This is a genomic window from Oceanobacillus locisalsi, assembly GCF_042675985.1.
In the GTDB taxonomy this organism is placed as follows: Bacteria; Bacillota; Bacilli; order Bacillales; family Amphibacillaceae; genus Oceanobacillus; species Oceanobacillus locisalsi.
Genome location: NZ_JBHTKK010000009.1, coordinates 13,003 through 37,570, shown reverse-complemented (window position 1 = coordinate 37,570; position 24,568 = coordinate 13,003). Strand labels below are relative to the sequence as shown.

At 38.5% G+C, this 24,568-nt stretch carries 26 protein-coding genes; 21 read left to right on the top strand and 5 right to left on the bottom strand.

Going from position 1 to position 24,568, the window contains the following annotated elements; all coding sequences use genetic code 11:
- Positions 1 to 321: 321 nt before the first annotated feature.
- Positions 322 to 1,422, top strand: a complete 1,101-nt coding sequence (locus ACFQ19_RS09030; protein WP_379591750.1) for a CAP domain-containing protein — start codon at positions 322 to 324, stop codon at positions 1,420 to 1,422.
- Between the two features lie 91 nt (positions 1,423 to 1,513).
- On the opposite strand, the gene ACFQ19_RS09025 is transcribed toward ACFQ19_RS09030, so the two are convergent.
- The gene (locus tag ACFQ19_RS09025) at positions 1,514 to 1,654 is read right to left on the bottom strand and encodes a hypothetical protein (RefSeq protein ID WP_379591749.1); all 141 of its coding nucleotides are present in this window, start codon (positions 1,652 to 1,654) and stop codon (positions 1,514 to 1,516) included.
- 460 nt (positions 1,655 to 2,114) lie between these two features.
- On the opposite strand from ACFQ19_RS09025, the gene ACFQ19_RS09020 reads away from it, so the two are divergent.
- From ACFQ19_RS09020 to ACFQ19_RS08975, 10 genes are all read left to right on the top strand, one after another.
- Positions 2,115 to 3,050 carry an ABC transporter ATP-binding protein gene (locus ACFQ19_RS09020; RefSeq protein WP_379591748.1) on the top strand — a complete coding sequence of 312 codons (936 nt, stop codon included), beginning with the start codon at positions 2,115 to 2,117 and terminating at the stop codon, positions 3,048 to 3,050.
- A complete protein-coding gene (locus ACFQ19_RS09015) occupies positions 3,043 to 3,909 on the top strand; it encodes an ABC transporter permease (protein WP_379591747.1) in 867 nt (288 codons plus the stop codon). Before ACFQ19_RS09020 ends, ACFQ19_RS09015 begins: the two co-directional genes overlap by 8 nt.
- A gap of 18 nt (positions 3,910 to 3,927) precedes the next feature.
- Entirely contained in the window at positions 3,928 to 5,070 is a 1,143-nt protein-coding gene (locus ACFQ19_RS09010; RefSeq protein ID WP_379591746.1) for a serine hydrolase, read from the top strand.
- A gap of 118 nt (positions 5,071 to 5,188) precedes the next feature.
- Entirely contained in the window at positions 5,189 to 5,632 is a 444-nt protein-coding gene (locus ACFQ19_RS09005; protein WP_379591745.1) for a GNAT family N-acetyltransferase, read from the top strand.
- An 81-nt stretch (positions 5,633 to 5,713) separates the two neighbouring features.
- Positions 5,714 to 6,007, top strand: coding sequence for an RNA polymerase alpha subunit C-terminal domain-containing protein (locus ACFQ19_RS09000; protein ID WP_379591744.1), 294 nt, complete (start codon positions 5,714 to 5,716; stop codon positions 6,005 to 6,007).
- Positions 6,008 to 6,218: 211 nt separating this feature from the next.
- Positions 6,219 to 6,572, top strand: coding sequence for a lmo0954 family membrane protein (locus ACFQ19_RS08995; RefSeq protein WP_379591743.1), 354 nt, complete (start codon positions 6,219 to 6,221; stop codon positions 6,570 to 6,572).
- A 30-nt stretch (positions 6,573 to 6,602) separates the two neighbouring features.
- Positions 6,603 to 7,247 (top strand): PspA/IM30 family protein, encoded by a 645-nt coding sequence (locus tag ACFQ19_RS08990; protein ID WP_379591742.1) that lies wholly within the window; start codon positions 6,603 to 6,605, stop codon positions 7,245 to 7,247.
- A gap of 93 nt (positions 7,248 to 7,340) precedes the next feature.
- Complete coding sequence (gene liaF / locus ACFQ19_RS08985; RefSeq protein ID WP_379591741.1) at positions 7,341 to 8,075, top strand: cell wall-active antibiotics response protein LiaF; 735 nt, start codon at positions 7,341 to 7,343, stop codon at positions 8,073 to 8,075.
- The gene (locus tag ACFQ19_RS08980; RefSeq protein WP_379591740.1) at positions 8,072 to 9,124 is read left to right on the top strand and encodes a sensor histidine kinase; all 1,053 of its coding nucleotides are present in this window, start codon (positions 8,072 to 8,074) and stop codon (positions 9,122 to 9,124) included. Before liaF ends, ACFQ19_RS08980 begins: the two co-directional genes overlap by 4 nt.
- Complete coding sequence (locus ACFQ19_RS08975; RefSeq protein ID WP_379591739.1) at positions 9,117 to 9,749, top strand: response regulator; 633 nt, start codon at positions 9,117 to 9,119, stop codon at positions 9,747 to 9,749. Before ACFQ19_RS08980 ends, ACFQ19_RS08975 begins: the two co-directional genes overlap by 8 nt.
- Positions 9,750 to 10,220: 471 nt before the next feature.
- Here ACFQ19_RS08975 and ACFQ19_RS08970 read toward each other — a convergent pair whose 3' ends face one another.
- Entirely contained in the window at positions 10,221 to 10,784 is a 564-nt protein-coding gene (locus ACFQ19_RS08970; RefSeq protein ID WP_379591843.1) for a transposase, read from the bottom strand.
- A 195-nt stretch (positions 10,785 to 10,979) separates the two neighbouring features.
- Here ACFQ19_RS08970 and ACFQ19_RS08965 point away from each other — a divergent pair, with 195 nt between their 5' ends.
- Positions 10,980 to 11,846, top strand: a complete 867-nt coding sequence (locus ACFQ19_RS08965) for an alpha/beta fold hydrolase (RefSeq protein ID WP_379591738.1) — start codon at positions 10,980 to 10,982, stop codon at positions 11,844 to 11,846.
- Positions 11,847 to 11,994: 148 nt separating this feature from the next.
- Here the strand turns inward: ACFQ19_RS08965 and ACFQ19_RS08960 are convergent, their stop codons facing one another.
- Positions 11,995 to 13,761 carry a DUF2207 domain-containing protein gene (locus ACFQ19_RS08960; protein ID WP_379591737.1) on the bottom strand — a complete coding sequence of 589 codons (1,767 nt, stop codon included), beginning with the start codon at positions 13,759 to 13,761 and terminating at the stop codon, positions 11,995 to 11,997.
- Between the two features lie 506 nt (positions 13,762 to 14,267).
- Here ACFQ19_RS08960 and ACFQ19_RS08955 point away from each other — a divergent pair.
- Entirely contained in the window at positions 14,268 to 14,555 is a 288-nt protein-coding gene (locus tag ACFQ19_RS08955; protein ID WP_379591736.1) for a CD3324 family protein, read from the top strand.
- Between the two features lie 348 nt (positions 14,556 to 14,903).
- On the opposite strand, the gene ACFQ19_RS08950 is transcribed toward ACFQ19_RS08955, so the two are convergent.
- A complete protein-coding gene (locus tag ACFQ19_RS08950; protein WP_379591735.1) occupies positions 14,904 to 15,434 on the bottom strand; it encodes an isopentenyl transferase family protein in 531 nt (176 codons plus the stop codon).
- A gap of 399 nt (positions 15,435 to 15,833) precedes the next feature.
- Here ACFQ19_RS08950 and ACFQ19_RS08945 point away from each other — a divergent pair, with 399 nt between their 5' ends.
- The 6 genes from ACFQ19_RS08945 (at position 15,834) to ACFQ19_RS08920 (ending at position 20,739) form a co-directional block, all read left to right on the top strand.
- Positions 15,834 to 16,814 carry an Rpn family recombination-promoting nuclease/putative transposase gene (locus ACFQ19_RS08945; RefSeq protein WP_379591734.1) on the top strand — a complete coding sequence of 327 codons (981 nt, stop codon included), beginning with the start codon at positions 15,834 to 15,836 and terminating at the stop codon, positions 16,812 to 16,814.
- Between the two features lie 231 nt (positions 16,815 to 17,045).
- Positions 17,046 to 17,585: a PadR family transcriptional regulator gene (locus ACFQ19_RS08940; RefSeq protein ID WP_379591733.1), complete on the top strand. Its 540-nt coding sequence runs from the start codon at positions 17,046 to 17,048 to the stop codon at positions 17,583 to 17,585.
- A gap of 289 nt (positions 17,586 to 17,874) precedes the next feature.
- Complete coding sequence (locus ACFQ19_RS08935; RefSeq protein WP_379591732.1) at positions 17,875 to 19,059, top strand: MFS transporter; 1,185 nt, start codon at positions 17,875 to 17,877, stop codon at positions 19,057 to 19,059.
- Positions 19,060 to 19,206: 147 nt separating this feature from the next.
- On the top strand, positions 19,207 to 19,629 hold the full coding sequence (locus ACFQ19_RS08930) for a MarR family winged helix-turn-helix transcriptional regulator (protein WP_379591731.1): 423 nt from the start codon (positions 19,207 to 19,209) through the stop codon (positions 19,627 to 19,629).
- Positions 19,622 to 19,978, top strand: coding sequence for a rhodanese-like domain-containing protein (locus ACFQ19_RS08925; RefSeq protein ID WP_379591730.1), 357 nt, complete (start codon positions 19,622 to 19,624; stop codon positions 19,976 to 19,978). Before ACFQ19_RS08930 ends, ACFQ19_RS08925 begins: the two co-directional genes overlap by 8 nt.
- A gap of 422 nt (positions 19,979 to 20,400) precedes the next feature.
- Positions 20,401 to 20,739, top strand: coding sequence for a PadR family transcriptional regulator (locus ACFQ19_RS08920; protein WP_379591729.1), 339 nt, complete (start codon positions 20,401 to 20,403; stop codon positions 20,737 to 20,739).
- Positions 20,740 to 20,993: 254 nt separating this feature from the next.
- Here the strand turns inward: ACFQ19_RS08920 and ACFQ19_RS08915 are convergent, their stop codons facing one another.
- Positions 20,994 to 21,896, bottom strand: a complete 903-nt coding sequence (locus tag ACFQ19_RS08915) for an alpha/beta hydrolase fold domain-containing protein (RefSeq protein ID WP_379591728.1) — start codon at positions 21,894 to 21,896, stop codon at positions 20,994 to 20,996.
- Between the two features lie 521 nt (positions 21,897 to 22,417).
- Between ACFQ19_RS08915 and ACFQ19_RS08910 the strand changes: the two genes are divergently transcribed.
- Both ACFQ19_RS08910 and ACFQ19_RS08905 read left to right on the top strand, forming a co-directional pair.
- Positions 22,418 to 22,801 carry a c-type cytochrome gene (locus ACFQ19_RS08910; RefSeq protein WP_379591727.1) on the top strand — a complete coding sequence of 128 codons (384 nt, stop codon included), beginning with the start codon at positions 22,418 to 22,420 and terminating at the stop codon, positions 22,799 to 22,801.
- 158 nt (positions 22,802 to 22,959) lie between these two features.
- Complete coding sequence (locus tag ACFQ19_RS08905) at positions 22,960 to 24,552, top strand: plasmid pRiA4b ORF-3 family protein (RefSeq protein ID WP_379591726.1); 1,593 nt, start codon at positions 22,960 to 22,962, stop codon at positions 24,550 to 24,552.
- Positions 24,553 to 24,568 lie beyond the last annotated feature (16 nt).

The window sequence follows — 24,568 nt, the reverse complement described above, 5'->3', positions numbered from 1 at the left end:
CCTTCTATTTTTGGAACAGGATATGGTGTATAGCAGCCGCTCCGGCCAAGCCCTCCGCCGCAGCGGTGCCTTACACTTTACTTTCTATCCTAGTCCACAAATGTATGGAAAGACAGTTACTTTTTTAAAGAAAAATTGCTCAAATTTGTTGAAAGTGTTTCAAACATAGTATAATTTACATATATCAGTACGTTAACTGATGATGGAAGGAGTAGCGGCGGCTGATTTGGTAAATAATGGAACAGCAGCTGTGAAAGACCCGTTTGCTGCATCAAAGAGACAAAAAAGGTTGGGATAGCAATTTTCAAGCAATTATTATTTTTGCTGTTTATTATATTATTAGCTGTTTGGACAAAACCATTATGGGAAGATTCGGTTCGTGATCTAGTTCCTGATGCTGTCAATGATACGCTTTCTTCTGCAAGTGACTTTGTGACGGATGCAATCGATAATGACTTTTATTTTCGACAAATAGCAGATCAGGCATCGTCTGTGATCGATTCCATAACTGGTTCAGATACAAGCACAGAGTATGAACAAGTAGAAACACCGGAACTCACTAATCCGGAAGAACAGTCTTTTTCTGTCGGCAATGTGGAAATTGGAGATACGAGAGAACAGGTGGAAAATACGTATGGCGAACCGGAACGCCGGAGCCAAAATGAGTATGGTGTCGAGTGGTCCACTTATCATGAAAACTATCAAAACTTTATGATGGTAGCGTATGATGAGCAGGAGGTTGTGCGTGGACTTTTTACCAATCAGGATTTACTGTCCTCTCAGGATGATATTGCATTAGGTGATACTAAGTCGTTTGTCAATGAGACATTAGGTGAGCCGGAAGAAATGATTCAGAACGGCTGGTTTAATTATAACATTGAAAGTGAAGGGGAATATGATATATATCATATGGATGGAACGTATGCAACTATCTTCTATGATTTGCATGAATCAGAGGAAGTCACAGCAATACAGTTGATAGATGAGGATTTAGAATCTGCCAAAAGTACCCTTTATACGCCTGGTAGTGAAGAGTTGAAAGAAGGGCTGGAGTATCAATTATTTGACCTGACCAATGCCACTCGCGTGAATCATAATTTGTCTATTTTGGAATGGGATGAAGATGTGCGGGAAACAGCGAGAAAACACAGCACGGATATGGCTGCCAATCAATTTTTCAGTCATACGAACTTAGATGGACAATCACCCTTTGACCGAATGCAGGAAGACGATATTTCCTTCTTAAGTGCCGGTGAGAATCTTGCATATGGTCAATTCAGCAGTGTTTTTGCCCATCAGGGGTTAATGAATTCAGAGGGGCACCGGGAGAATATATTACAAGATACGTTTAGTCATTTAGGTATAGGCGTTGACTTTAACGAAAGTGATCAGCCGTTTTTCACGGAAAATTTTTATCAATAATGCGTTTTCAAGCGCCCGCAAGCAGTCAGAAAATAAAATCTGACAGTTTGCGGGTGTTTTTTACAAGGGAAGGATTCGTTTTCTATTCATTCTAATTAATAGAAGTTGTGACAACAGTGGCAGAATCTCCTTTTATTTTTATGACACTGTTTGTTACCATGATGATTTGATTCGCAGCATTTGTGATGATGGTTGTTGTTGTGATTATCCTTGCAGTGACAATGTTTTTCATGTTTGTTTTTGCATCCGCAACGTTTTTCATATCCGCTGTCACAATGATAAGATTTATAATCTTTTTGACGATAGTCGCCTCCTCGACGGCTGGTGTTGCGACAAGGGTCTTTACATTTTTCTTTAGATGAGTGATGACCGCACATAGCTTATCCCTCCTTTCTCATTCAATATACGCAAGAAAGAAAAAAGAGATTAGACAAACCTAATAGGAGCTAACACATTTTTTAATGGAGAATTGGGGAGCATGAGATGGTTTTCTTAAAAATCAACTAGAACATCACAATCCCTGTAATCATCCTGTTTCACATCTTGACGTTTTTTCTTTTTTGGAAACGGGAATTGTACAGGCAGTTGTATGGCAATAAAAATAAAGATGAATATGAAACTTTTAATTTATTCTTTCGTATAACTTGGTATAACTTGAATAAGAAGAAAAAAATGGATGAGGAGGTCTTACATTGACAGAGATTGCAATGGAACTAACAAATGTCAGTAAACGCATTAAAAACAAAGAAATTATTAAAGACGTCAACTTTCAAATAAAAAAAGGGGAAGTCTTCGGTTTTGTCGGGCCGAATGGGGCCGGTAAAACAACAACGATCCGGATGATGGTTGGCTTGATGAAGTTAACAGAAGGTGACATTCAGATTGTTGGCAAGAGCATTCAAACAGATTATAAGGAAGCGATTCGAGAAGTGGGCGCCATTGTAGAGAATCCGGAAATGTACCCTTTTTTAACAGGAAGAAAGAATTTGGAACAATTTGCCCGCATGATTCCGGGAACAACCAAAGAACGGATAGAGGAGGTTGTCCGCTTAGTCGGACTGGAAAAGGTCGTCGATCAAAAAGCAGGCGGGTACTCTCTGGGAATGCGACAACGGTTAGGCATTGCACAAGCTTTGTTACATAAACCATCCATTCTTATTTTAGATGAGCCGACCAATGGACTCGATCCATCCGGAATGAAGGAAATTCGTCAATATATCCGGACATTGGCAGAAGAAGAGAATGTCAGTGTCATTGTGTCCAGTCATTTATTGTCTGAAATTGAATTAATGTGTGACCGGATTGGCGTTATCAAAAATGGTGCTTTAATTGCCGTTGAAGATGTGGAGAAGAACAGGCAGACGGAGGAAGATGATGTATTAGAGTATACGATTACTCTCAGCAATGCGCAGGCGGCCAAAGCGCATTTGGACAGCATGGAAGGAGAAACATTCCATGTCGAGATAACAGATGAATCCACCCTGAAAACAACTGTGAAACGGGAACAAATACCAATTGTTCTGAAAGAATTATTAAACCATCATATTAATGTGTATGAGGTTCAGGCTGCGAAAGGCACGCTAGAAGATAAATTTTTCGATTTGATTGGAGAGAATGTCATTGAGTAATCTGGTTCAGCTAGTAAAAAACGAATTTATCAAATTACACCATTATAAATCCACCTGGGCAATGTATATTATTATAGGATTACTCCTGATTGGAATGGGCATGGTTACCAACTTTGTTGTGAACCCAAGCTTGATGGTTGATGAAACCTTTCAAGCAGATTTAATGCAGGCATATCAATCCATGGGATTAGAGGTTCCCGCTTATGATATGTGGGCCTTTGTGGCAGAAAATATCTCTTTGACCAGCTTCATTACCATTTTTATTATTGTTGTAGCCGCTAAAATTATTTCCAATGAATTTAAATGGGAAACGATTAAATTACTACTGATTCGCCCGGCTGGAAGAGGAACCATTTTAACTTCAAAATACATTACGGTTTTCCTTTTTGCACTGGTATTAATTCTTTATACGATTATTTTATCTATGATTATCGGACTTCTCTTTTTCGGTGTTGATTCTTGGAATCCAACCATTGTAGATAATATGGGATCAGGGTATACAGAAGTTTCGATCATGACTTCTATTGGAATGGACATTCTGTTCAGCCTTATTTCATTAATTGTCGTGGCAACTTTATCTTTCATGATTGCAATTTTATTCAAAGGCAGTGCCATGGCCATTGCAGTAAGTATCGTTATATTCGTTGCTGCACCAATGCTTACGATGCTGGTGAGTCAATATGAAATTAGTAAATATTTATTAACTGCGCATCTTAACTTGCAGAGTATTTTTGAAGGATCTCCAATAATTGAAGGAACATCCTTGGGCTTTTCGATTACCGTACTTATTGTTTACTATGTGATATTCATGGTAATAGGATGGCTGACTTTCAAGAAAAGAGATGTAGCTGGAAATTAACCGGAAAGGCGGTCTATCGTGAAAAGGACGTATGCGCTAGTGCTTTTGAGTTTCATTCTCCTTTTCGTTGCTTGTTCCAGTGATAATGAGGAAGAGAACGAAGATAATGAAAACGATGCGGGACAAAAAAATGACTCCGAAGAAAATCCAGATCCCACAACGGGAATGTTGCAGGAATTTATAAAAGAAAATCAAGATTCAGATCGGGTTGCCTTTTTAGCGACTTGGAATGAAGAACCAATAGCAAAAGTCAATACGGAATTAGCCATGCCGCTTGCCAGTGTTGTTAAAATAATCATTGCGATTGAATTCGCCGGCCAAGCAGAAGAAGGAGATATTGATCCTTCTGAAATGATAGCTATGGAGGAAGTAGACAAGTATTATTTCCCGAACACAGACGGCGGAGCACATGATGCATGGAAAAGGACATTAGAAGATGAGGAAGGCGATGTTTCTCTGGAACAAATTGCACAGGGAATGATGGATTTCAGCTCCAATGCCAATACCGATTATTTAATAGAAAGACTGGGATTAGAAGAAGTAAATAATCGGATAGAAGAACTGGATTTGAACCATCATGAGCCTATTTATCCGTTAACAGCAAGTATTGCGATTCCTCAAAGAATAATGGAAGAGAATCATTTGGAAGAAGATGAGCTGGAAGCAGCATTACATGATTTAGATGATTATGCTTACCGGCAAATAGCCGTCGATCTTTTTGAAGAATGGCAGGAAGAACCCTGGACGGACGAGGAAAAAGAAGAAGCAAGTGCTTTACTGGATATGCCGATTCAAAAGGTTTGGTCGGATCGCCTGACGCATGCGACAGCGGAAGACTATCATCACATCATGGCAATGCTGAATAAAAAGGAGCTTTACTCCGAAGCATTTTATGAGGAATTGGATGCGATTTTCAACACGGATTTAGATAATGAATCGATTGTGCGTTCCGCGCAAAAAGGCGGAAGTACTGCTTTTGTTTTGAATCAGGCTGTATACGCAGAAGATGCTGATGGGAACCGGCTGGAGATGGTTTTATTTACAAATGATCTCCATTTATCCGAACTGGAGACTGTTACGATGCAGGTCCAGGCTTTAACGGATAAATTAATCAATGAGAAAGATTTTCGTGAGGAAGTTCGAGAAAGATTAACTGAATAACAATCAAGACGTATTCCCCTAGTGCTGATTTCACATCATCGTACTAGGGGATTTTGATAATGAAGTTTTCATTTAAGCGCTAATAAAAGAATAAATAAAGAAAGAGCGGTGCAAATCAATGTCTACCTATATAAAAGAAGTGAATAAAGAAAATTGGAGAGAAATCGCAGCGTTGGAACCAGCGGAAAACCAAAAAGAGTTTATAGAGAGCATCCCTTTTTGTTTAGCAGAAAGTTTTATTGAAGCGTTGACTACTTCACTTGGACTTTACGCAGGTGATAAGCCAGTCGGCTATGCCATGGTCGGTTTTTATTTTGATGAAAAAAAGAGTATCTGGTTTGATCGGTTTATGATTGATTATCACTTTCAAGGAAAAGGCTATGCCAATCAGTTCATCCCATTAATTGAAGCATACATCAACGAACATTATGATGTACAAATCATACGATTAAGCTTTGTTCCGGGTAACGATCAAGCGGAACAATTATATAAAAAAAATGGTTTCGTCCGGACAGGAGAAAATGATCCGGAGGGAGAAATAATTATGGAGAAATATCTTTAAGTAACTATAATTATATTATGTGAACTAATTAAGTTCGAGGTTTATTCTTTAAAATACGGAATGAAGAAATGAGGAAATCTGATGAGCCGCCAAAAACAAAGAAAAGTATGTAAGAATGGACATGTTTTCTTTAAAAGTTCAGACTGTGATAGCTGCCCGACTTGCGACAAAGAAAATAAACCAGAGAGCGGTTTTCTGTCGACGCTTTCCGCTCCAGCAAGAAGAGCGCTTATTCATGAAGGTATTACAACAGAAGAAAAGCTGGCAGACTGTACCAAGAAAGAAATATTAGCTTTGCATGGTATTGGTCCAGCATCTATGCCGGCTTTAATGAAGGCGTTAGAGGATAAGGGACTTATATTTAAAACAAAATAGATAAAATCGAAGTGGAATGGTATCTCATCTAGAGGTATCATTCCACTTTTTGTATGTAACATCTGTTATTTGATGGTTTGTTAAAGCATTACTTAGAAGGATTAGAAGTGTATAGACCTGAAGGCTTAGACAAAGATATAGCTCAGGCTCATTACGAGAAAACAAAATACCCGGTAAGATAAAGGTACAATAACAAAAGGAGGAAAACGGAATGAAAAAATTCATGTTGTTTATCGGCGGATTGGTCGCATTACTGATACTTCTTGCTAACCTCGGGCCGATGATATTACTGGCATTAAGCGTATGGCTGCTCTATATATGCTTTAAAAAATTCATCAGTGCAGATTCCATCGCTGCCAAAGTAGGGTGGACGATTTTAGGATTGATTGTTGTAAGCATCACATTCTCTAATATTTATGCTGTTTTAGGCGTTGCAGCAGCTTATGCCCTTTACCTAATCTATAAGAACTGGAATACACCGGAAAGCTCTGTTGTCCACGAAATGAAAGAAGATGATGATCCATTTACCAATTTTGAAAAACAGTGGGCAGAGTTAAATAAATAAAATGAATAACATTCAAAGGAGAGATTGATTATGTCAACCAATATTTTTACACGAATGAAGGATTCTATTTCCGCAGATTTACACACAATGATGGATAAGAAGGAACAAAAAAACCCGATTGCAGCACTTAATCATTACCTGCGCCAAAGTGAACAGGAAAAAGAAAAAGTAAGGAAGCTGATTGACCGTCAATATAAATTAAAAGAAGAGTTTGCACGGGAATATATGAAAGCCCAGGATCTTGCTGATAAGCGCTTAAAACAAGCACAAATTGCAGAGCGAGCGCAGGAAGAAGAGATGCACGAATTCGCTTTAAAAGAGCATGAAGAGTATAAAAACCGTGCCGAGCGTATGAAAGCATCCAGAGAAGAAGCAATCACGCAGCTTGAAAATCTGGAGCAGAAATACGAAGAAATGAAACATCGCCTGAAGGATATGCATCTTCGCCGTATGGAGTTAATGGGGCGTGAAAACATTGCCAAAGCAAATCACCAAATTAATCGCGTCGTAGATGAATCGCCCGAAAAGCCATTTTCTAAATTTGAAGAGATGGAACAATATATCGAAAATCTGGAGTACAGAGTCAACAGCTCTTACTACCAAAGCACCTTTGATAATAAAATCGCAGCCATTGAAAATAAGCTAGATGAAAAGGAAATAAACGAGAAACGATAGCTAGGAATTGAAAAATCATGGTATACTTATACAGGCGAAGGAGATCCCTCGCCTGTATATTTTACATAAAATAAACGAAAGGAGAATGGCAGGATGTTTAAACAGCTCAGCACGAGAAATTTAAATTGGATAGGCATTACCGTTGCCATTCTTCTCATTTTTGAAATCGTCTTTTTTCATGGCGGATCACTGATATCGGCATTGATCTCCGGTTTCTTTGTATACTTTAGCTGGAAAAGACTGCATTCACTGGGCTGGAAAATCGTGTTTGCAATTGCTGCCATATCCTTCATTTTAAACGTTTTTAATTTACTTGCAGTGCGATTTTTAATTGTTGCCGTCATTGTTATTTTTATTTTAAACTATATCAAATCAACGAAGGAGCCTAGCAAAGAGAAACCCGGACTGCCTAATAAATCGGGTTTAAAAGAGGAAGATCCGCTTATTCAAGTGGATAATTTATTTGATGAACGCTTTTTTGATGACTTTCGGACAGAGGAAACATCTTATCAATGGAAAGACGTCAACATGCATGGGATTTACGGAGATCGTATCATTGATTTAAGTAATACGGTGTTGCCGTATGATACAGCAATTATCTCTATCCGGCATCTCGTAGGCAATATTGAGATTTATGTACCTTATGAAGTGGATGTGAGTATTCATCATAGTTCCATATTGGGCAGAGCATCTATTTTTGGAGAATACCACGGACGGCTGATGAACAAATCGCTTCATTATGAAACGAAAAATTATAGTACAGCACAGCAAAGAGTGAAGATTGTTACTTCTTTATTTTCCGGAGACATTGAGGTGAAACGCATATGAATACCATTATACGTTTTGTCCTTTTATCGATTGCTTGCAGTATTGTTCTGGCTGTTGCTGCGGTTGTCGCGACCTTTGTTACTTTCTCCATTCATGAAGAAGCAGGATGGAGTGCACTATGGGAAGTCCGGATTGGAGATGTATCTTTTCTTCTAACGATTCTAGCATTTGTCATAACATTCGGGTCCATTATCGGCGCGATTATCGGCTGGTATTGGAAGGGGAATTTAAAAAAAGTAGAAAAAATGCTGGCAGGGATTGTGAAAGGAGAAAAACCTTCGGAGACGGAGGATATGCCGAAAGAATTGGAAGCTATTTCTGCACAAATGAATCAAGTTCAGGAAAAGCTGCGGATACAGGCAGAACACGCTCAAAAAATTGCGACGGAAAGAGCCAATGAACGGGAACAAAGCCTGCAGGAAGTAGTGGAACAGGAAAGAAATCGCTTAGCTCGGGAATTGCATGATTCTGTCAGCCAGCAGCTGTTTGCGGCTTCGATGCTGATGTCTGCAGTTAATGAGTCAGGGCCGCCAGAGGATCCGACTTTAAAGAAACAGTTGAATATGGTGGAAAATATGATTCACCAATCACAGATGGAGATGCGGGCCCTTCTCTTACATTTACGTCCGGTAGCTTTAAAGGGCAAGTCCTTGCAGGAAGGTGTGGAAGGACTTTTAAAAGAACTGACGCAAAAAGTACCGTTAGAAATTGATGCTAAAATAGAAGATTTTCACGTAGATAAAGGAGTGGAGGACCAGCTTTTCCGCATTTTTCAGGAATCTATTTCGAACACATTACGTCATGCAAAGGCTGCAAATCTGCATATTTTATTACTGGAACGAGATGAAAATATTATCATGCGTGTGGTGGACGACGGGGTTGGCTTTGAGACAGAAGCTGTCAAAACAAGTTCTTATGGCATGCAGAATATGCGTGAACGTGCTTATGAGGTTGGCGGCACATTGAAAATTATCAGTCTTCCGAATGAAGGCACGCGCTTAGAAGTAAAAGTACCCATTGTAAGAAAGGAGGATCCGTCTGATGATTAACGTTTTATTTGTCGATGATCACGAGATGGTACGAATCGGTGTATCCGCCTATCTTTCTTCACAGCCGGATATTGATGTAGTTGCAGAAGCGGATGACGGTGCACAAGCTATTGACTTGGCGTTAGAGCTCCGCCCGGATATTATCTTAATGGATCTTGTGATGAAAGAAATGGATGGGATTGAAGCAACAAAGAAAATTATTGCATCCTGGCCGGAAGCGAAGATTATTATCGTTACCAGCTTTTTAGATGATGAGAAAGTGTATCCTGCATTGGAAGCGGGAGCTACGAGCTATATGCTGAAAACATCCAAAGCCAGTGAAATTGCCAAAGCAATTCGTGCCACCTACGAAGGGCAATCCATTCTGGAACCAGAAGTGACCGGGAAAATTATGAATCGTATGCGGACGAAGGAGGAAACTGCTTTACATGAGCAGTTAACAGAACGGGAGCAGGAAATATTATTACTAATGGCGAAAGGGAAAGCAAATCAGGAAATTGCGGATGAATTATTTATCGCGTTAAAAACAGTGAAGGTTCATGTCAGCAACATTTTAGGGAAATTAGAAGTGCAAGACCGGACGCAGGCTGTGATTTATGCTTTTCAGAATAAGCTGGTGGAATGATGGCTTCGTTCAAAATGGAAAACTGATGTGACATATATGACGTATTAGAAAAGGCAAAGCCCAAATGTATCTGAGCTTTGCCTATGTATTTTATTGACTTTGAACTTTTTGATTTTCCAAGTCTCGAGTTACTTCTACTTCGATTTGATTATGGTTTGGTTTAATTATGCCAGGAATTAAAAATAAATCGACGATAACCCAAACGCCCAATGCAAATAATACAAAACCGCCTTTGAACAACTCGTCATTAAAATAACGAGATTCTGCAAGTTTCAATTGACAAAAATTTAAGTCAACCTAATTCTCACTGGGACCGCCAAAAGCCCCCTAACCACCTTGCCCGCTAATGCGGATGTATGGGTACATTTACGTAAGATGTTCGCTGCACCATTGATGTCTGCGTTGATCAAACGGTTTGATTTGGTTTGATAGAGACCACGGTAGATGTGTTTACCGCTAAAAATAAGCTCTTTATGATTCGTTGCTGTATATACAGGGAACGGGATCATCATCAAGAAAGCTTGCCTTTGATGTATAAGACTCTTCTTGCTTCATGAACACTATATCATAACGGTCACACATAGATCCCATCTTTCTCATCCATAAGCTGTGTGGAATTTGTACAAAACGTTGATTAGCTCGTTTTCTCATGTTTCTTTTGTTTTTCCAGCCCTCGTTATGATCAACAACTATTTTACCGATTCCATGTTCCAGACAATGCTGAATCATGTGGGAGACTGTTTTATTTAAATAATCGTGTAAAATAGGCTTGCGTTTCTGAAGTATACGAATTTGTCGGGTGGTTAACTGGATTCCTTTTTGCTTGTCTTTGATGGAACCTAAGCGTGCATTTTCTTTGTTATACCATCGATTTACTGATTTTATCCGTTTGCCATCAATGATAAAAGCATTTCCTAATGTGTCGATACAAGCGGCAAAGTTGTCTATTCCTAAATCAATGGAAAGGGCTTCCTTTTTACTCAACCACCTTTTTTTAACTTCTATCTCATACACATACAAGGAATAAAACAGCATAATCGTGCAAAAGCTTAAAAAATATTCCCATTGAATCAAACTTTATTTAGAAAAACTATTAGAATCCTCCCGGGTTTCATTCGTTTCTGTTATGATTGGTTGAAACAAAGCTGTTTTAGAATATATCTAACGGAAGATTTATTTTTATGAAAAATGAAGCGGTAAAAGTAGTTCGTGAAAAGGTGGAAGAGAATAATGGAAAGAATTCTAGGAACCTATTTTGTAGATGGTCAAACAATCGAATATTCAATTACTGGAAAGGAGGGCACGCCAATTCTCGTAATGCATGGCGGGCATTCTAACTGCTATGAGGAATTTGGGTACGAGCCGCTGGTTAAGAGCGGGTTCATGCTAATTACACCATCAAGAGCAGGATATGGAAAGACGTCAAAAGCAATTGGAGAAAATTTGTCCAAAGCCAGTGATTATTATATAAAACTGTTAAATTATTTAAAAATTGATAAAGTACATCTGCTTACTATCTCCGCTGGTGGTCCAAGCGGCATTTATTTTGCATCTCACTATCCTGATCGAGTTAAAACATTAACCTTACAAAGCGCTGTTACGAAAGAGTGGCTGACACCTGAAGATAAAATATATAAGGCAGGACAGGTTTTATTCCATCCTGCTGTGGAAAAAATGACATGGAAACTCGCTTCAGGCATGAGCAATATTTTTCCAAAATTTACGTTTAAGCAGATGACTCCTGCCTTTAGCACTCTTTCATATAAAGAAATAAAAGACAACCTGTTGGACAAAGATATTGATGAAATCCAGAGAATGAATAAACGCCAACGATCAGGTTATGGATTTTTAATAGATTTATCCCAAACAAAGGAAATTACCTCTAAAAATCTGCAGTCTATTTCTTGTCCAACGCTTATTATGCATAGCAAAAATGATGGTTCTGTTCCATTGGAACATGCTTATTATGCTGATCAACAAATTCGAGATTCGGAATTATGTTTACTTGATACGTGGGGACACTTAATTTGGCTCGGGCGTGGGTCTGATTATGTAAATGAAAGGCTAGTGAAATTTCTTAATAACTTCTCTTTATAGAAAATCGGACAGGGTGGATAAAGAAAATGCAAAGTAGAAAGGAGGGGGCTAAAAGCAAGAAAAGCTCAAATATCAAACAGTAATTTGAGCTTTTCTTATGATGACAGATACAACAAGTTTATTTTTAAGGGAGCTTGAGAGATTTTACTTAGCGAGCACCGCCGCCTCCACCTCCGCCAGCTCCGGCGCCGCCACCGACGCCGGTAGCGCCCCCGCTGCCGCCTGCTGCAGTAGCAGCTGAAGTGCTGGAATGAAATCCGCCGCTGGCTAGCCCGGCGGTCCAGCTTGCACGGGTGTAGTAAGTTCCATACCAGAATTGCAGGTATACCAAGTCCTTGTCATATCTATCTTCAGGGACTAAGCTCTCTAATTTTTTAGAGAATTTATCGCTTTTACCAAGTAAAGCACTCCATAGCATCATATCTTTCAAGGAAAGCGGCTTGGAAGCATTTGAAAATTGATTGATATCTGATCCTTTCAAATAATTATCAAACTGAATCAAACGATCTGCTAGTTTTTCTCCCTCTTTACTTGGTATCGTAATAGATTGTAAAAACCCAAACACCTTTATTTCTTCAAAAGAGAACAATCCTTGCTGATCTAGATAGGCTTCGGAATAGTCCTTGAGATAATCGGCAAATGTACTGACTTCCTTCGCATGCTGTTTACCCCATTTCTGGATGGCATTATCTGTTATGACGCCATTCCTGTCTGCAGCATCCAAGAGCATGGTCCACAGCGCCATTTCATACGTTCCCTCATAGGATTCATCTTCTATTTGTTTCGTAAGCTCACTAAAGGTTAACGGATGTTTATTCCGTTCATTTTCAATATCGTTGATGGTAAGCGTCGTGCGATATTTTTTTCCAAAAACCTTACTTTCTTCTTCTGCTTCCATTGAGATGTTCTCATTCACAGACCATTTTAGCAGATAAGCTTGGAAGATATCTTCAAAATATCCAAGGTTCATCTGCGTTAAAAGGGCACTTAAACCTGCATAGTCTTCTCCATCGAAAGGCACGGCTGCATACGTTTTGCCTTTATTTTCCGCTATCCGTTTATGGATAGGTTTCATCGCGCCGGCTTCTCTTTTTACTTGATTTGTTTTACGGACAAAGAAGAAGGTTCCGATACCGATTAATAAAGAAAAACCAGCGATTGCGCTAACAATGATAACAACTAGCGTAGAATTGTCACTTGAATTATAAGTGGACCCATCCATTGCTTCTTCTTGCTGCTCAGATAACGTCATGTCTACTGTTCGTTCAGCTTGGAAGAAATCAGCCGGAAATTGCGTTAAAACAATTACATCTCCATCGGCTTCCCCATTTGACTCCCATACAATACGATCGCCTTCCAGCTGTATATCTCCATCAAAGCCAAATCCCCAGAAATTAACATTTTCCTGTGTAAATGGTTGAAATCCAGAGACTTCAACTGTTAAATTTTGCGCAGGAATATCGGAAAAGGTATCGAAGTTCCAGAGCATGGCCTGACCGTCTTCTAAATTACGTACAAGATTAGATAATGTATAGGTCACTGTATACGTATTTCCCCCGTATTCACCAATTCCCCAAACTAATTCGGCACCATCACTTGTAGATACTGTTCCATATTTTCCTGCCTTTTCTTCCCGTGAATCATCAGCGTCCCAATCGGGCTCTTCTGTAAACCCTTCAACTGAAAAATCCAGTACCTCTGACCCGTCAAGGTTGGGCATATTGATGAAAAGCTCCGTACCTTCGTCCATATCCATTTGACGATGTTCAGTCACAATACCGGAGCCATCCTCCTGCAACTCTACTTCAATATGTAAATCGCTCATTTGGTTTTCAGCAAATGCTGTGAGTGTAAGTAACATGTTCATTGAGATTGCCATCGTAAAGGCAGCAAGTATCTTCATCCACTTATTCATTTGTGTCCATCGCTCCCTCTATTCATTATAATGCAGTCTTTGTGAATGATTTTATTTTGTTTACCCATTTTAAAGCACTGCTAATCAGAAATTTATCTTTACTTATAGTGTAGCAGATTATTACTTTGCATGGGATATACATGCGGATAGCGGGCTGCCTAAATCAGGGAATGATGAATTGAAGAAAGAGGTAAAAAATAATTATAATCGTTTTCCCCCTTGTGCAAAAAGGGGAATATATGAGTTAATAAGGATGTCGGACCGATAGAATATCGGAAAGGAGGCTGATTTAAATTGATCACAAAATATGAGGTGATTTCCGCATAGCGGAAATCATAAAAAACGGGGCCGCATTTATATTGCGGTCTCCTTTTCTTTCCTAAACTATTGTATACTAAAAGTGAAAAGGCTTACGAAAATAATACTAAAATGAAAGGAGTTTTAATGATGAATGAGAAAATAATGCATGCTCGTCCCATACATCTTGATAGAAAGGATGTTCCAGCTTGTCATACAAAAATGGAAAAGAGGTGCTTCCACCTCATTTGTTGAAGGAGCTCCAGAAATATATTCAGGGAGAACTTATTTATATTCCGAAGCAAACGAATCAGCGGGCAGGGTGGGGAGAAGCGAATGGATCCCGGCTCGCCCTGGCTGAAAGAAATGAAGAGATATACCGATTATATAGAGAAGGCTATTCATTCGAGGAATTGGAGCAAACCTATAATTTATCCATGGATAGTATTCGTAAAATCGTCTATAAAACTCGTGAAAACAATCATCAAACGAAATAATGGTAAAAGCGTTACAATGTGAGAGAGACTGAAACAAAGCCCGGTAATAAAAAAGTGACACTCACTAAAAATTTTTAGTGAGTGTCACTTTTTAATATTTTTGTCCATCAGATAAAAAGGAACGTTTAAGAATGATTTTTTATTTTTTAATGTGGAGTCGTTCATTTATAACGGAGAAACGTCCGTAAAACTCCCGCCTCAAAATAAAGCGTGAAAATAAATTTATTTAGGCGGGAGATAACGGACGCTACCTCCCTGAATCACTCAACTAACACTCTGTGGGAGAAGAACGAAAACTCCCACTGAGTGAAGTTTCGTTTTATAAAAATACAAATAATATACAGATCATTACGATCGTTGTGTTTCTAAATTGCTCATAAATTTCTTGAGGTCTCTGGCAGAACGAATATGAATAAAACGGAGCCGACCTTGGTATGTATCTTTTAATGACTTTATTTGAGAATTATTTTCTTTCTTATAATTCCAAACAAAACGCAGGAAGGAAAGGTCTAATCTATCCGGATTCCCATGCGGGTTTTTCTTTCCTCTATTTTTTATATAGCGTTTGAAGATACGATATAAACAAACACTGCGGGGGAAATCTAACCAAATAACCATATCTGCATGCTTCATCCGCAATTCCAGCGTTCTGGTATAATTTCCATCAATGACCCATTTGTCTTTTCTGATTTCTTCATTTAGTTTGGTGTTAAAAGCAGCTTTAGAGGCAGTGGTATCATCGTCGATCCATTGAATGCTGTCTAAATGTACCAAGGGGATGTCTCTTATTTGAGCAATTTGAGCGGATAATGTTGATTTACCTGCGCCGGGACAGCCAATAACGATGATTCGATTGGCAATGCACTTATTTTCCTCCATCCTTTTCCCTCCAGTCTTTTCAATAAGTTTTATCAACACAAGAACTTCACTAATTTGGAAATGTATACGGATATTTGATGCTGTTGAGTGCCCGCGACAGAAAAGAAGTAATCACAACATTCCCTTTTTGAATATCCTCTTTATAAAAAAAGTATCATAGCTTATTCTATCGTATCACATCTGATTTAAAAGACCGCACTCAATTTTCTGTTGCCTAAAAAACATTAAAAATCCAAAATGAATGGCATTTGATGATTGAAAAAAGAAAAACACCGTATACAAATCTTCTTTTCGCAGGCATTTTTTGCAGGAGAAACTCTGTTTTCCCGTTTTGCCTTCTACATACAAAACCGCTATGATGAAAACAAATTTATAATTACTTGGAGATGTGGTAAACTAATGCTAAACACAGTCAAAGAAAATAAAAATAGTTATCGCGTAAACCAACCTGATTATGATGGACTTTGGAAGAATTTGATTGAAGAGTTGTTTCAAGAATTCGTGGCCTTTTTTGCACCGGACTTGTATCCGGAAATTGATTTTGAACGAGGAGTGCATTTCGAAAATCTGGAGCTTTTTCAATTTTTGATGAAAACCAAAAAAGGAACCAAGTATTCAGATAAAATCGTCAAAGTACATCTAAAGAATGGAGAAGAGAAATACGTCTTCATCCACATCGAAGTGCAGGCGGTCGGTAAAAAAGAATTTGCAGAACGCATGTTTAAATATTTTTACCGGATTTACGACAGAACCAGCCATTCGATCTACTCCATCGCTTTGTTGACAGATGCCAGTCAGAAAGAGCATGAAGACACATTCGGCTACTCTTTTTACGGCACCGAATTAACCTATGCTTATAACACTTATCGATTTTATGGAAAAGATAAAGAAGAATTGAAAAAATCGGATAATCCATTTGCTTTAGCGGTGCTTTCCGGTATGCATATTAGTGAAAACCCTGATAAAACCGACAAGGATAATAAAAAAAGGTACCGATTGAAACAGCAGCTTATCCGCCTAGCATTTGAAAAATATTCGCACCGCACCAATTATCTCGCCGCATTAGTGTATTTCATTGATTATATGATGCTGATTCCCTCAGACTTACAGGAACAACTGTATGAAACGTTACCCATTGCACAAAACAAAAAAGAGGAGGAAAAAATCATGGGTTTGGAAAAGTTAAGAGACACCCCGACGTTTGGAAAAGTGTATAGAGAAATCGAGGAGAAAGCAATCAAGAAAGGCAAGGAAGACACGGAACGGAAATTTGTTAAAAACCTTCTAGACCGGAACTATTCAGAGGAGGAAATAGCTGAATTAACTGGTCTGGGGATTGAAGAAGTAAGGAAGCTTCAGAAATCGCTTGAAAATGAATAAATATGAAAAAGAACCTATACCTGTTAATGAGTTTCCTTTAGCAGATATAGGTTCTTTTATTTTTTGAAAATAGCTGTTGAACATAATGTATTGAAGTATCAATGATATTGATGCATATTTTTCATTTTGAAATAGGCAAACAGGAAGCAGGGAAGAGAAAAATCGTATATATTTGACACTTTCATATATTCATCATATAATACTCAACGTTAAGTAAAGGATGTGACGATGATGACCCGACTGCTTGTACTTTGTATGTTAGATGCAAAACCGATGTCCGGCTATGATATTCAGCAGGCGTTGCGGATGACAGATGCGGAAAGATGGGGCGGCGTTTTAATTGGTTCCATTTATCATGCGCTTAAAAAATTAGAGAAGGATGGCTATATTACCATTGACAAGGTGGAACAAACCGGTCACCGGCAAAAGTTTACCTATCGAATTACCGAAGAAGGAAAAGAACATCTGAAAGAATTGATTCGCGAAGCTTTAACTGCTTCATCCGTTCAATACCCTTCTTCTTTATATGCAGGCATCTCTTTTTTTGAAAAACTTCCAGTTGAAGAAGCGCGCCAAGCTTTGGAACAACAGCGGGTAGCTTTGGAAAATGAATATCAAAGTGTCGAAACAGGATGGCAGGAAAAGAATGCAGCCCTGGAAGGCAACATTCCGCCCATGGTACAGCTGGTTTTTGATAATATGTTTGCTACGATCAGACTTCAACAGGATTTCGTCGAAAAGGCATTAGCATATTTAGAAAATAATAATTAATAATCTCCCTCTCTGTATCGGAGGGAGAAAAAAATACACTTATAGTCAATGTTGAGTAATCAAAATTAAATAAATATAAGGTGTGTTTGATGCAAGATAAATAACGGCACTAGCATCAGTGAAGTTGTGAATTGCTGCGGTTATTGGTGGAGGCGGAGCGTAAACGAGGCGGAAAAATCAATCACTCCTTCTCCTCTTCAGGAGTAACAGAAGAAAGGAGACAATGGATCATTTAAAAAGAGGAGAAGTTGTTTTATACAACACAGAATAAAGGGAAAGAAGGGAAAAAATGAATCAGGAACAAAATGTAAAAAAAGCTCAAAAGAGCGCCTTGTTTGTTGTAACGTTAGCTATCTTCACTGATATGCTGCTATATGGAATGATTGTTCCTATTTTGCCTGACTATGCGGAATCCTTAGGTATCTCTCAAACTGCAATCGGCATTTTATTCGGCAGCTATGCAGCGGCTCTATTAATCGCGACTCCTGTTTTTGGAGTAATCTCTGATAAAGTCGGACGGCGTGGTCCGATGCTTTGGGGGATTTTAGGGCTTACGATTGCAACCCTCCTATTTGCATTTGCGAATACGTTTTGGCTTTTGCTGATTTGCCGTATTTTACAAGGAATTGCAGCAGCAGCCACGTGGACAGCCGGGCTTGCGCTTCTCGCTGATTTCTACCCATCCAAAGAACGGGGAAAAGTGATGGGGATTGCGCTGTCAGGGCAAGCAATGGGGATCTTGCTAGGTCCGACATTTGGCGGCTGGCTCTATCAGTTGGGCGGTTATATGCTTCCATTCTTTGTAGCTGCCGGGCTTGCCCTTATCGATGGTTTGCTGCGTATATTTTTATTGAAGGAAGAACCTCATCGAAAGGGAGAAGACACTTCAGGAGCTTGGATTTTATTGAAAAACCGTACCTTGCTTTTGATTGTTGGAGCAGTGGTTATCGGAGCGGCTATTCCAAGTGTGCTGGAACCGACATTTCCAATGCATCTGCAACATGTATTCGATGCATCTCCAGGAGTTATCGGCTTATTATTTGGAGTTCCTTCACTTGCTTATGCGTTTGCAGCGCCGATTGTCGGAAGTGTTTCAACAAAGCTTGGCCATCCTAAAACCATTACAATTGGTTTAGCAATCACTGCTGTTTCACTGGTACTTGTTGTTATGCCGACAACGATATGGCTGCAAGTTGCGGCCCTAGCTTTGGTTGGCATCAGTATGGGAACAGTGCTTGCACCGACGCTTCCTGAACTTGCTGATATTGCACAGAAAAATCAAACACAAGCATATGGGGTTACCTTTGCTATTTATAATACCGCTTATTCTATAGGAATGATGGTTGGACCGATAAGCAGCGGTACATTCGCCGATATTTTCGGATTACAATCAAGCTATGTAGCAATTGCTGTGATAGTGTTGGTATATATGCTGTTTTTTGCGGTGATAACACAGTTAAAAAAGAAAGTGTAGGAAGATTTTCATAGGAAGAGCTTTAGAAGACGTGATAAAAAGAAGTCTTGGTGCTTTTTAACTGCCAGCCCTTGACATCTAAAAATGTTCAGTATAAAATATAGTCAGTAAAACTGATTATATGCGGAGGTGATTATTATATACGAAGTGAATCAATCGTGGGGATATCTGATAAGTAAAATCGCTCAAGATATGGCTGAAAGTTTTACAAAAGAATTGACACACTATGAGATTTCATCAAGAGATTACGGGATTCTGTCTGCTATTTATAATAATGAGAACTTAACGCAAAAAGGTATTGGATTTGAATTACAAATCGACCGGACAACAATGGTGCAATTAATTGATAGTCTGGAATCGAAAAACTTGCTGAAACGGGTTAGTAATCCAGCTGACAGAAGGGCAAACCTTATTCGGATCACAGAGAAAGGGCGTGCGATTTTAGAGGAAAAATGGGAAGCGCTTGAAAGTTGTGAAAAAGAAGTAGTCCATCAGATGACGGCGCATCAAAAGAAAGCAATCAGAGAGATATATGATTATTTACAAAAGGAGATACCAGAGAATGAATAAAATAGCGTATTTAGAGAATCATTTAGAGTTAACATATAGCCCAATGGATTATTTGAATTATACAAAAGAACATGAAGGTGCATGCATCTTAGTGGATGTTAGAAATGCCCCGCCGCATTTGAAAAAAGAGAAAATTCAAGGAGCAATTGAAATTCCCTTAAACGAATTAGGGGAAAGAGTGCAGGAGCTGCCCAAGGATAAGATGATTGTTGTCTATTGCTGGGATACATGGTGCAACATGGGCAAAAAAGCAAGCCTGCTGTTATTAAAAGAAGGATATGATGTGAAAGAGCTGCTTGGCGGCATTGCTTCTTGGAATATAATGAAACTTCCGGTAGAAGCTTTATAGGCCATAGTTTAGATTGAAGCAGCGGAGTATAGAGCACTGCTTCTATATTAAAACAAAAAACAATAATGTATCGAGCAGAGAGAAAAGTTAATTAACTTTTCTCTCTGCTCGATTATGGCGTCTTTCATATCACATAATCTATTCTTTGCCATTTATAAAACCTCATTAGACACTTAAAACATGATTTCTGTTCTAGATTACTTTAACAGAAAGTATAGTTATACATATAATTACTCTTTTGAACTAACAATAAAATGAAATTTCAAATTAAATAACTCATAATAATAAGATTAAGTTTGACATAATAAACTTTATATCTACTATAAATAATAACTCTTGTTCATCTTATTACTTTGACACATAGAGTAATAATTGATAATATTACTCTATCAGATATAATTGTGCGATAAGGGAGGGGTATTATGATTAGAAGCGATATTATACGCGGTCATCTAGAATCGATGGTTTTACGACTGATTTATGAAAATGATCAGTATGGTTATGAAATCTCAAAACAAATTAGTTTAAGAACAGAAAACCGCTTTCAAATTAAAGAGGCGACATTATATGCCATCTTCCAACGTCTGGAGAAGAAAGCATTAATTGAATCCTACTATGGTAAAGTTTCTCGAGGCGGGAGAAGGAAATATTACAGAATTACCATGTTAGGAAAAGCTTATTTAAGAGAAGCGGCCAGGGAGTGGGAAGAAACAAAAGAAGTTATTGATTTATTTATGGAAGGGTTAGATGAAAGAAAATAAAAATTGGCTATGATGAAACAGGTATTTAGAATGGGTAAATGCAGGGAGAGTATATTTAATCTAAGATATAGATTAGGATAAACATTTTAATGAAGAAAAAGTGTCTTACTCATGACCAAGTAGAAGAGAACATGAGTAAGTGGTGGGGTGAGGTAGTCATTATGGCAGCTGAAAAATTAGAAACTATCGGTTTTTGTACAGGAAATGATAAACCTTCTGAACGAAAACCCTGCACTTCTAATAAGTTGAAATGGTCAGCTATTATTTATAATATCTGTTATTTCTTTCATCGCTTTTTTCGCTTCTGGAATAGGATAAAGCACAAAGATATGATTCATTTTCGGATATTCAAAGTAATTTAGTTGTATTCCTTGTAGGGTAAGTCTATTCCTGAACTCTCTGGCATCTGGTAACAGCACTTCATGCGTCCCTACAAATAAAGTGATTTCTCCGAGCCCGTTTATTTCGCCGTTGATCGGACTGAGTAAATAGTGATTCGGATCTGTGTCCCCTGCATATGCTCTCCCCATTTGAATCAAACCATAAATTCCCAGCATCGGATCTTTACGTTCGAATGCATGAGCTTCTGGATTTTGCATCGTAATATCAAGCCAAGGCGAAAGCAATATGATATGCCGAGGTTGTGGAAGCTCTTTTTCCAGGAGCAATTGTGCTAAAGCTAATGCAAATCCCCCTCCAGCAGAGTCGCCCATTAAAATTACATTTTCTTTCTCTGATGTTTCTAAAATCCATTCATATATGGGAAGCACTTTATCAAATGACTCTTTATATTGATGATTAGGTGCTTTTGGATAGATAGGAACGTAGATTTTAGTATTGGTATCTTTTGCTAACTTCCCAATAAAATTCCAATGGTATATCGACGGCTGTTTTATGTAGCCTCCACCATGCAGATAGAGGATTACTTTTTCTGGAGTCTTTTTCTTCTGGTGAAATATATAATATTCCATTCCATCAAACGTCTGTTTTTTAATGTTATACTTAGCCTGAATATACTTAGGCAGGACATATGGCTTTTCATTCTCCATTTGCTTTTCTTTTAAAAATTTTTCGTATAATTTGGGTTTGGTAAAGTTAGCTTTATTACTCAGCTTTGTGAGTAAACGCTCTGCAAGCCAACTTTGAATACTTCGCATATCCGTTTCCTCCTGTACGCCATTTCTCATTTGCATTGATGTTCAGCATTTAAAAGCAGTATCTTCTCGATAAAGTTTCATGTGACTTTACTTTAACAAAAAAGCCATCTCCTTCAGTATATAGCAAAAGATAATGGCTGCATTCCTGAACTTCTATAATACCATTTTTGGTTCGTCCTTCTTCAATCAATATAATCAAATGATTTCTCCTCAATTATAATACATGAGCTGTGAATTCTAAATACCATACAAGTATTTACTTTTCACCATTCCTCTCTTCCTCTTTGCAAACACCGGCGTAAATGAATGGAGCCCATAAACCTGCTAGGACATATTCTTTTTGCGGGAATCGAGGAATATTATAATATCAACCTACTAACATATAGATGTTGTACCAAATGGCTTTTATCATTCTTTTGAACCAATTGGCATACACATTTGTATAGATTTCATAAGAAAAGAGGGTCGGATCGCGCATTGCGAATATCATAAAAAAACAACTGCAAGGAAGGAGATTAGAAATGAAAAAGTTTTATCTTATGCTTTTAGCGACTATTTTAGCATTGGTATTAGCAGCTTGCGGCGGAGATGACAGCAGTGATGAAGGAGCGGACAATACAGAAAATGGGGAAGAAACAGCGTCCTCTGGAGAAGAAGAAGAAGATGGAGAATCTGTCAGTGCTGAAGCCGGGGAAGAAGTGTTTCAAACTAATTGTGCCGGCTGCCATGGTCAAGACTTATCAGGAGAAGCCGGTCCGGACTTAACCGAAGTCGGCAGTGCCTATTCCCAGGATGAAATTGCTGATATCGTTGCGAATGGAACAGATGGGGGAATGCCAGCTTTTTCAGATATGGAGGATGATGATTTGGAAGAACTGACAGAGTGGCTGAGTGAGCATAAATAATAGGCAATAAAAAATGAACATGAAAATGCTCCTTTTTTCAGCAGACATCGAAATAATAAAAGAAACTAGCTTTAGAGAGGTACTCCCTTTTACGAATATAGCATTTGCAGCCAAGAATTCATGCATAGAAATAGTTGCATTTTTCTCGCTGAAAGTCTATGTTAAATACAAAAGATGTAGTAAATAACGTAAAAGACAAAACAGAAATAGAGGAAGGGTGTATTTTCTTGGTTCTTCAATTAAATATTCATGTTAAAGATGTGGAATCCCCTAAACAACGGACATTACTTGTGTCGGAACAAAGCACTTTTGAAGAATTGCATTTGTATCTGCAAGTCGCATTTGCGTGGTCAGACACACACTTGCACTTTTTTTCGCAGAATGGTACCACGATTGTTCCGCAAGAAGAAGATTTCAAGCACCAGCCAAAGGCGGTTAATGAAGAAACAGCGGTTTTATCGGATTACTTAAAAAAGTCTGGCGATCAGTTGACGTATATTTATGATTTGAATATGGATTGGCAGCATACCATTACGTTGGAACATAAAGCAGAGCTGCCAATGGATTTACCTCTGCCTTTTTGTATAGCGGCAGAAGGGGAAGCCCCTCTGGAACAGACGGTGGAGCAGGCGTATTCGTTTTCTGACAATGAAGAACTTATCGAATCTATTAATCATCAATTGAGTGTATTTTATGAAGATTGGCTTCTTGATGGGGAGGACCACGAAGAAACAGAACCGGATGAAACAGAATGGAATCAATTATTTGATGCTGCCGATCGAGTGAAAGCGGATAAACCATGGCTTGAAATCCGTGATGATCAAATTATTGCGATCTGGTCGGACAGAATAAATGATTATGTGTACTGTTCCATTATGGGAAATGCAGGGGAAAGTTATGGCGTTTCTGGTTTCTTGGGAGACAGAGGTTTATTATCTTATCTGGATCTGCTGGAAGAAGATCCGTTTGAAGATGATTTAGCAGTTCTTTTTAATCAATATTCTCTGACGGTGAATTTTAATGACAGAGAAGAATTAAACGAGGATGAATATGATTTGATTAAAAGTCTTGATAGAAAGTATCGCGGGAGGCTTCAATGGCCATCTTTTGTCAGCATGATTCCGGATACGGTTCCATGGAGCTTTAATCAAGAGGAATGCTTGATTTTCACAGAAGTGTTGTCTAAGTTGGATACGCTCCTGTCCCAAACGGAAAGTCTTTCGAATGAGGTGCCAAGCTTTGATGATGGTGAAATACTTGCTCTAAATAAAGAAGGGGAGCAAACGATTCTCTCCAAAGATAAGCAGGTTACACAAGCGATTACATTTCCCAAATTAGAATTAGAGTTGTCAGAAATAGAATGGAAGCGGGAAGGAAATAAAATAGATAAAATCAATGGAGCGGAATTGGAACTGGCATTTATCCAGGCGGGAGAACCGGTACAGAGAACACCGCAATCTCGGCCTTTTCTTCCATATATCCTCGTGTTTATAGATCGGAATACGGGAACAGTATTACAATATGATTTAGTAGATTCAGTTTACTATACGGAAGGCATCCAAAAAAGAATATTCCAGCTTTTTGATAAAATAGAAACGTTACCGAAAACAGTGTATATGTTTGATGATTTCTTTGCCATGCATGCAGAACCGCTTTTTAATAAATTGTCTATTCCTTTGGTGAAAACAGAGGAATTACATGGCGTAAATCAGTTTATCAAGATGATGAATGAGGACGGACTTTTTGAATAAATTTTTGAATAAATCC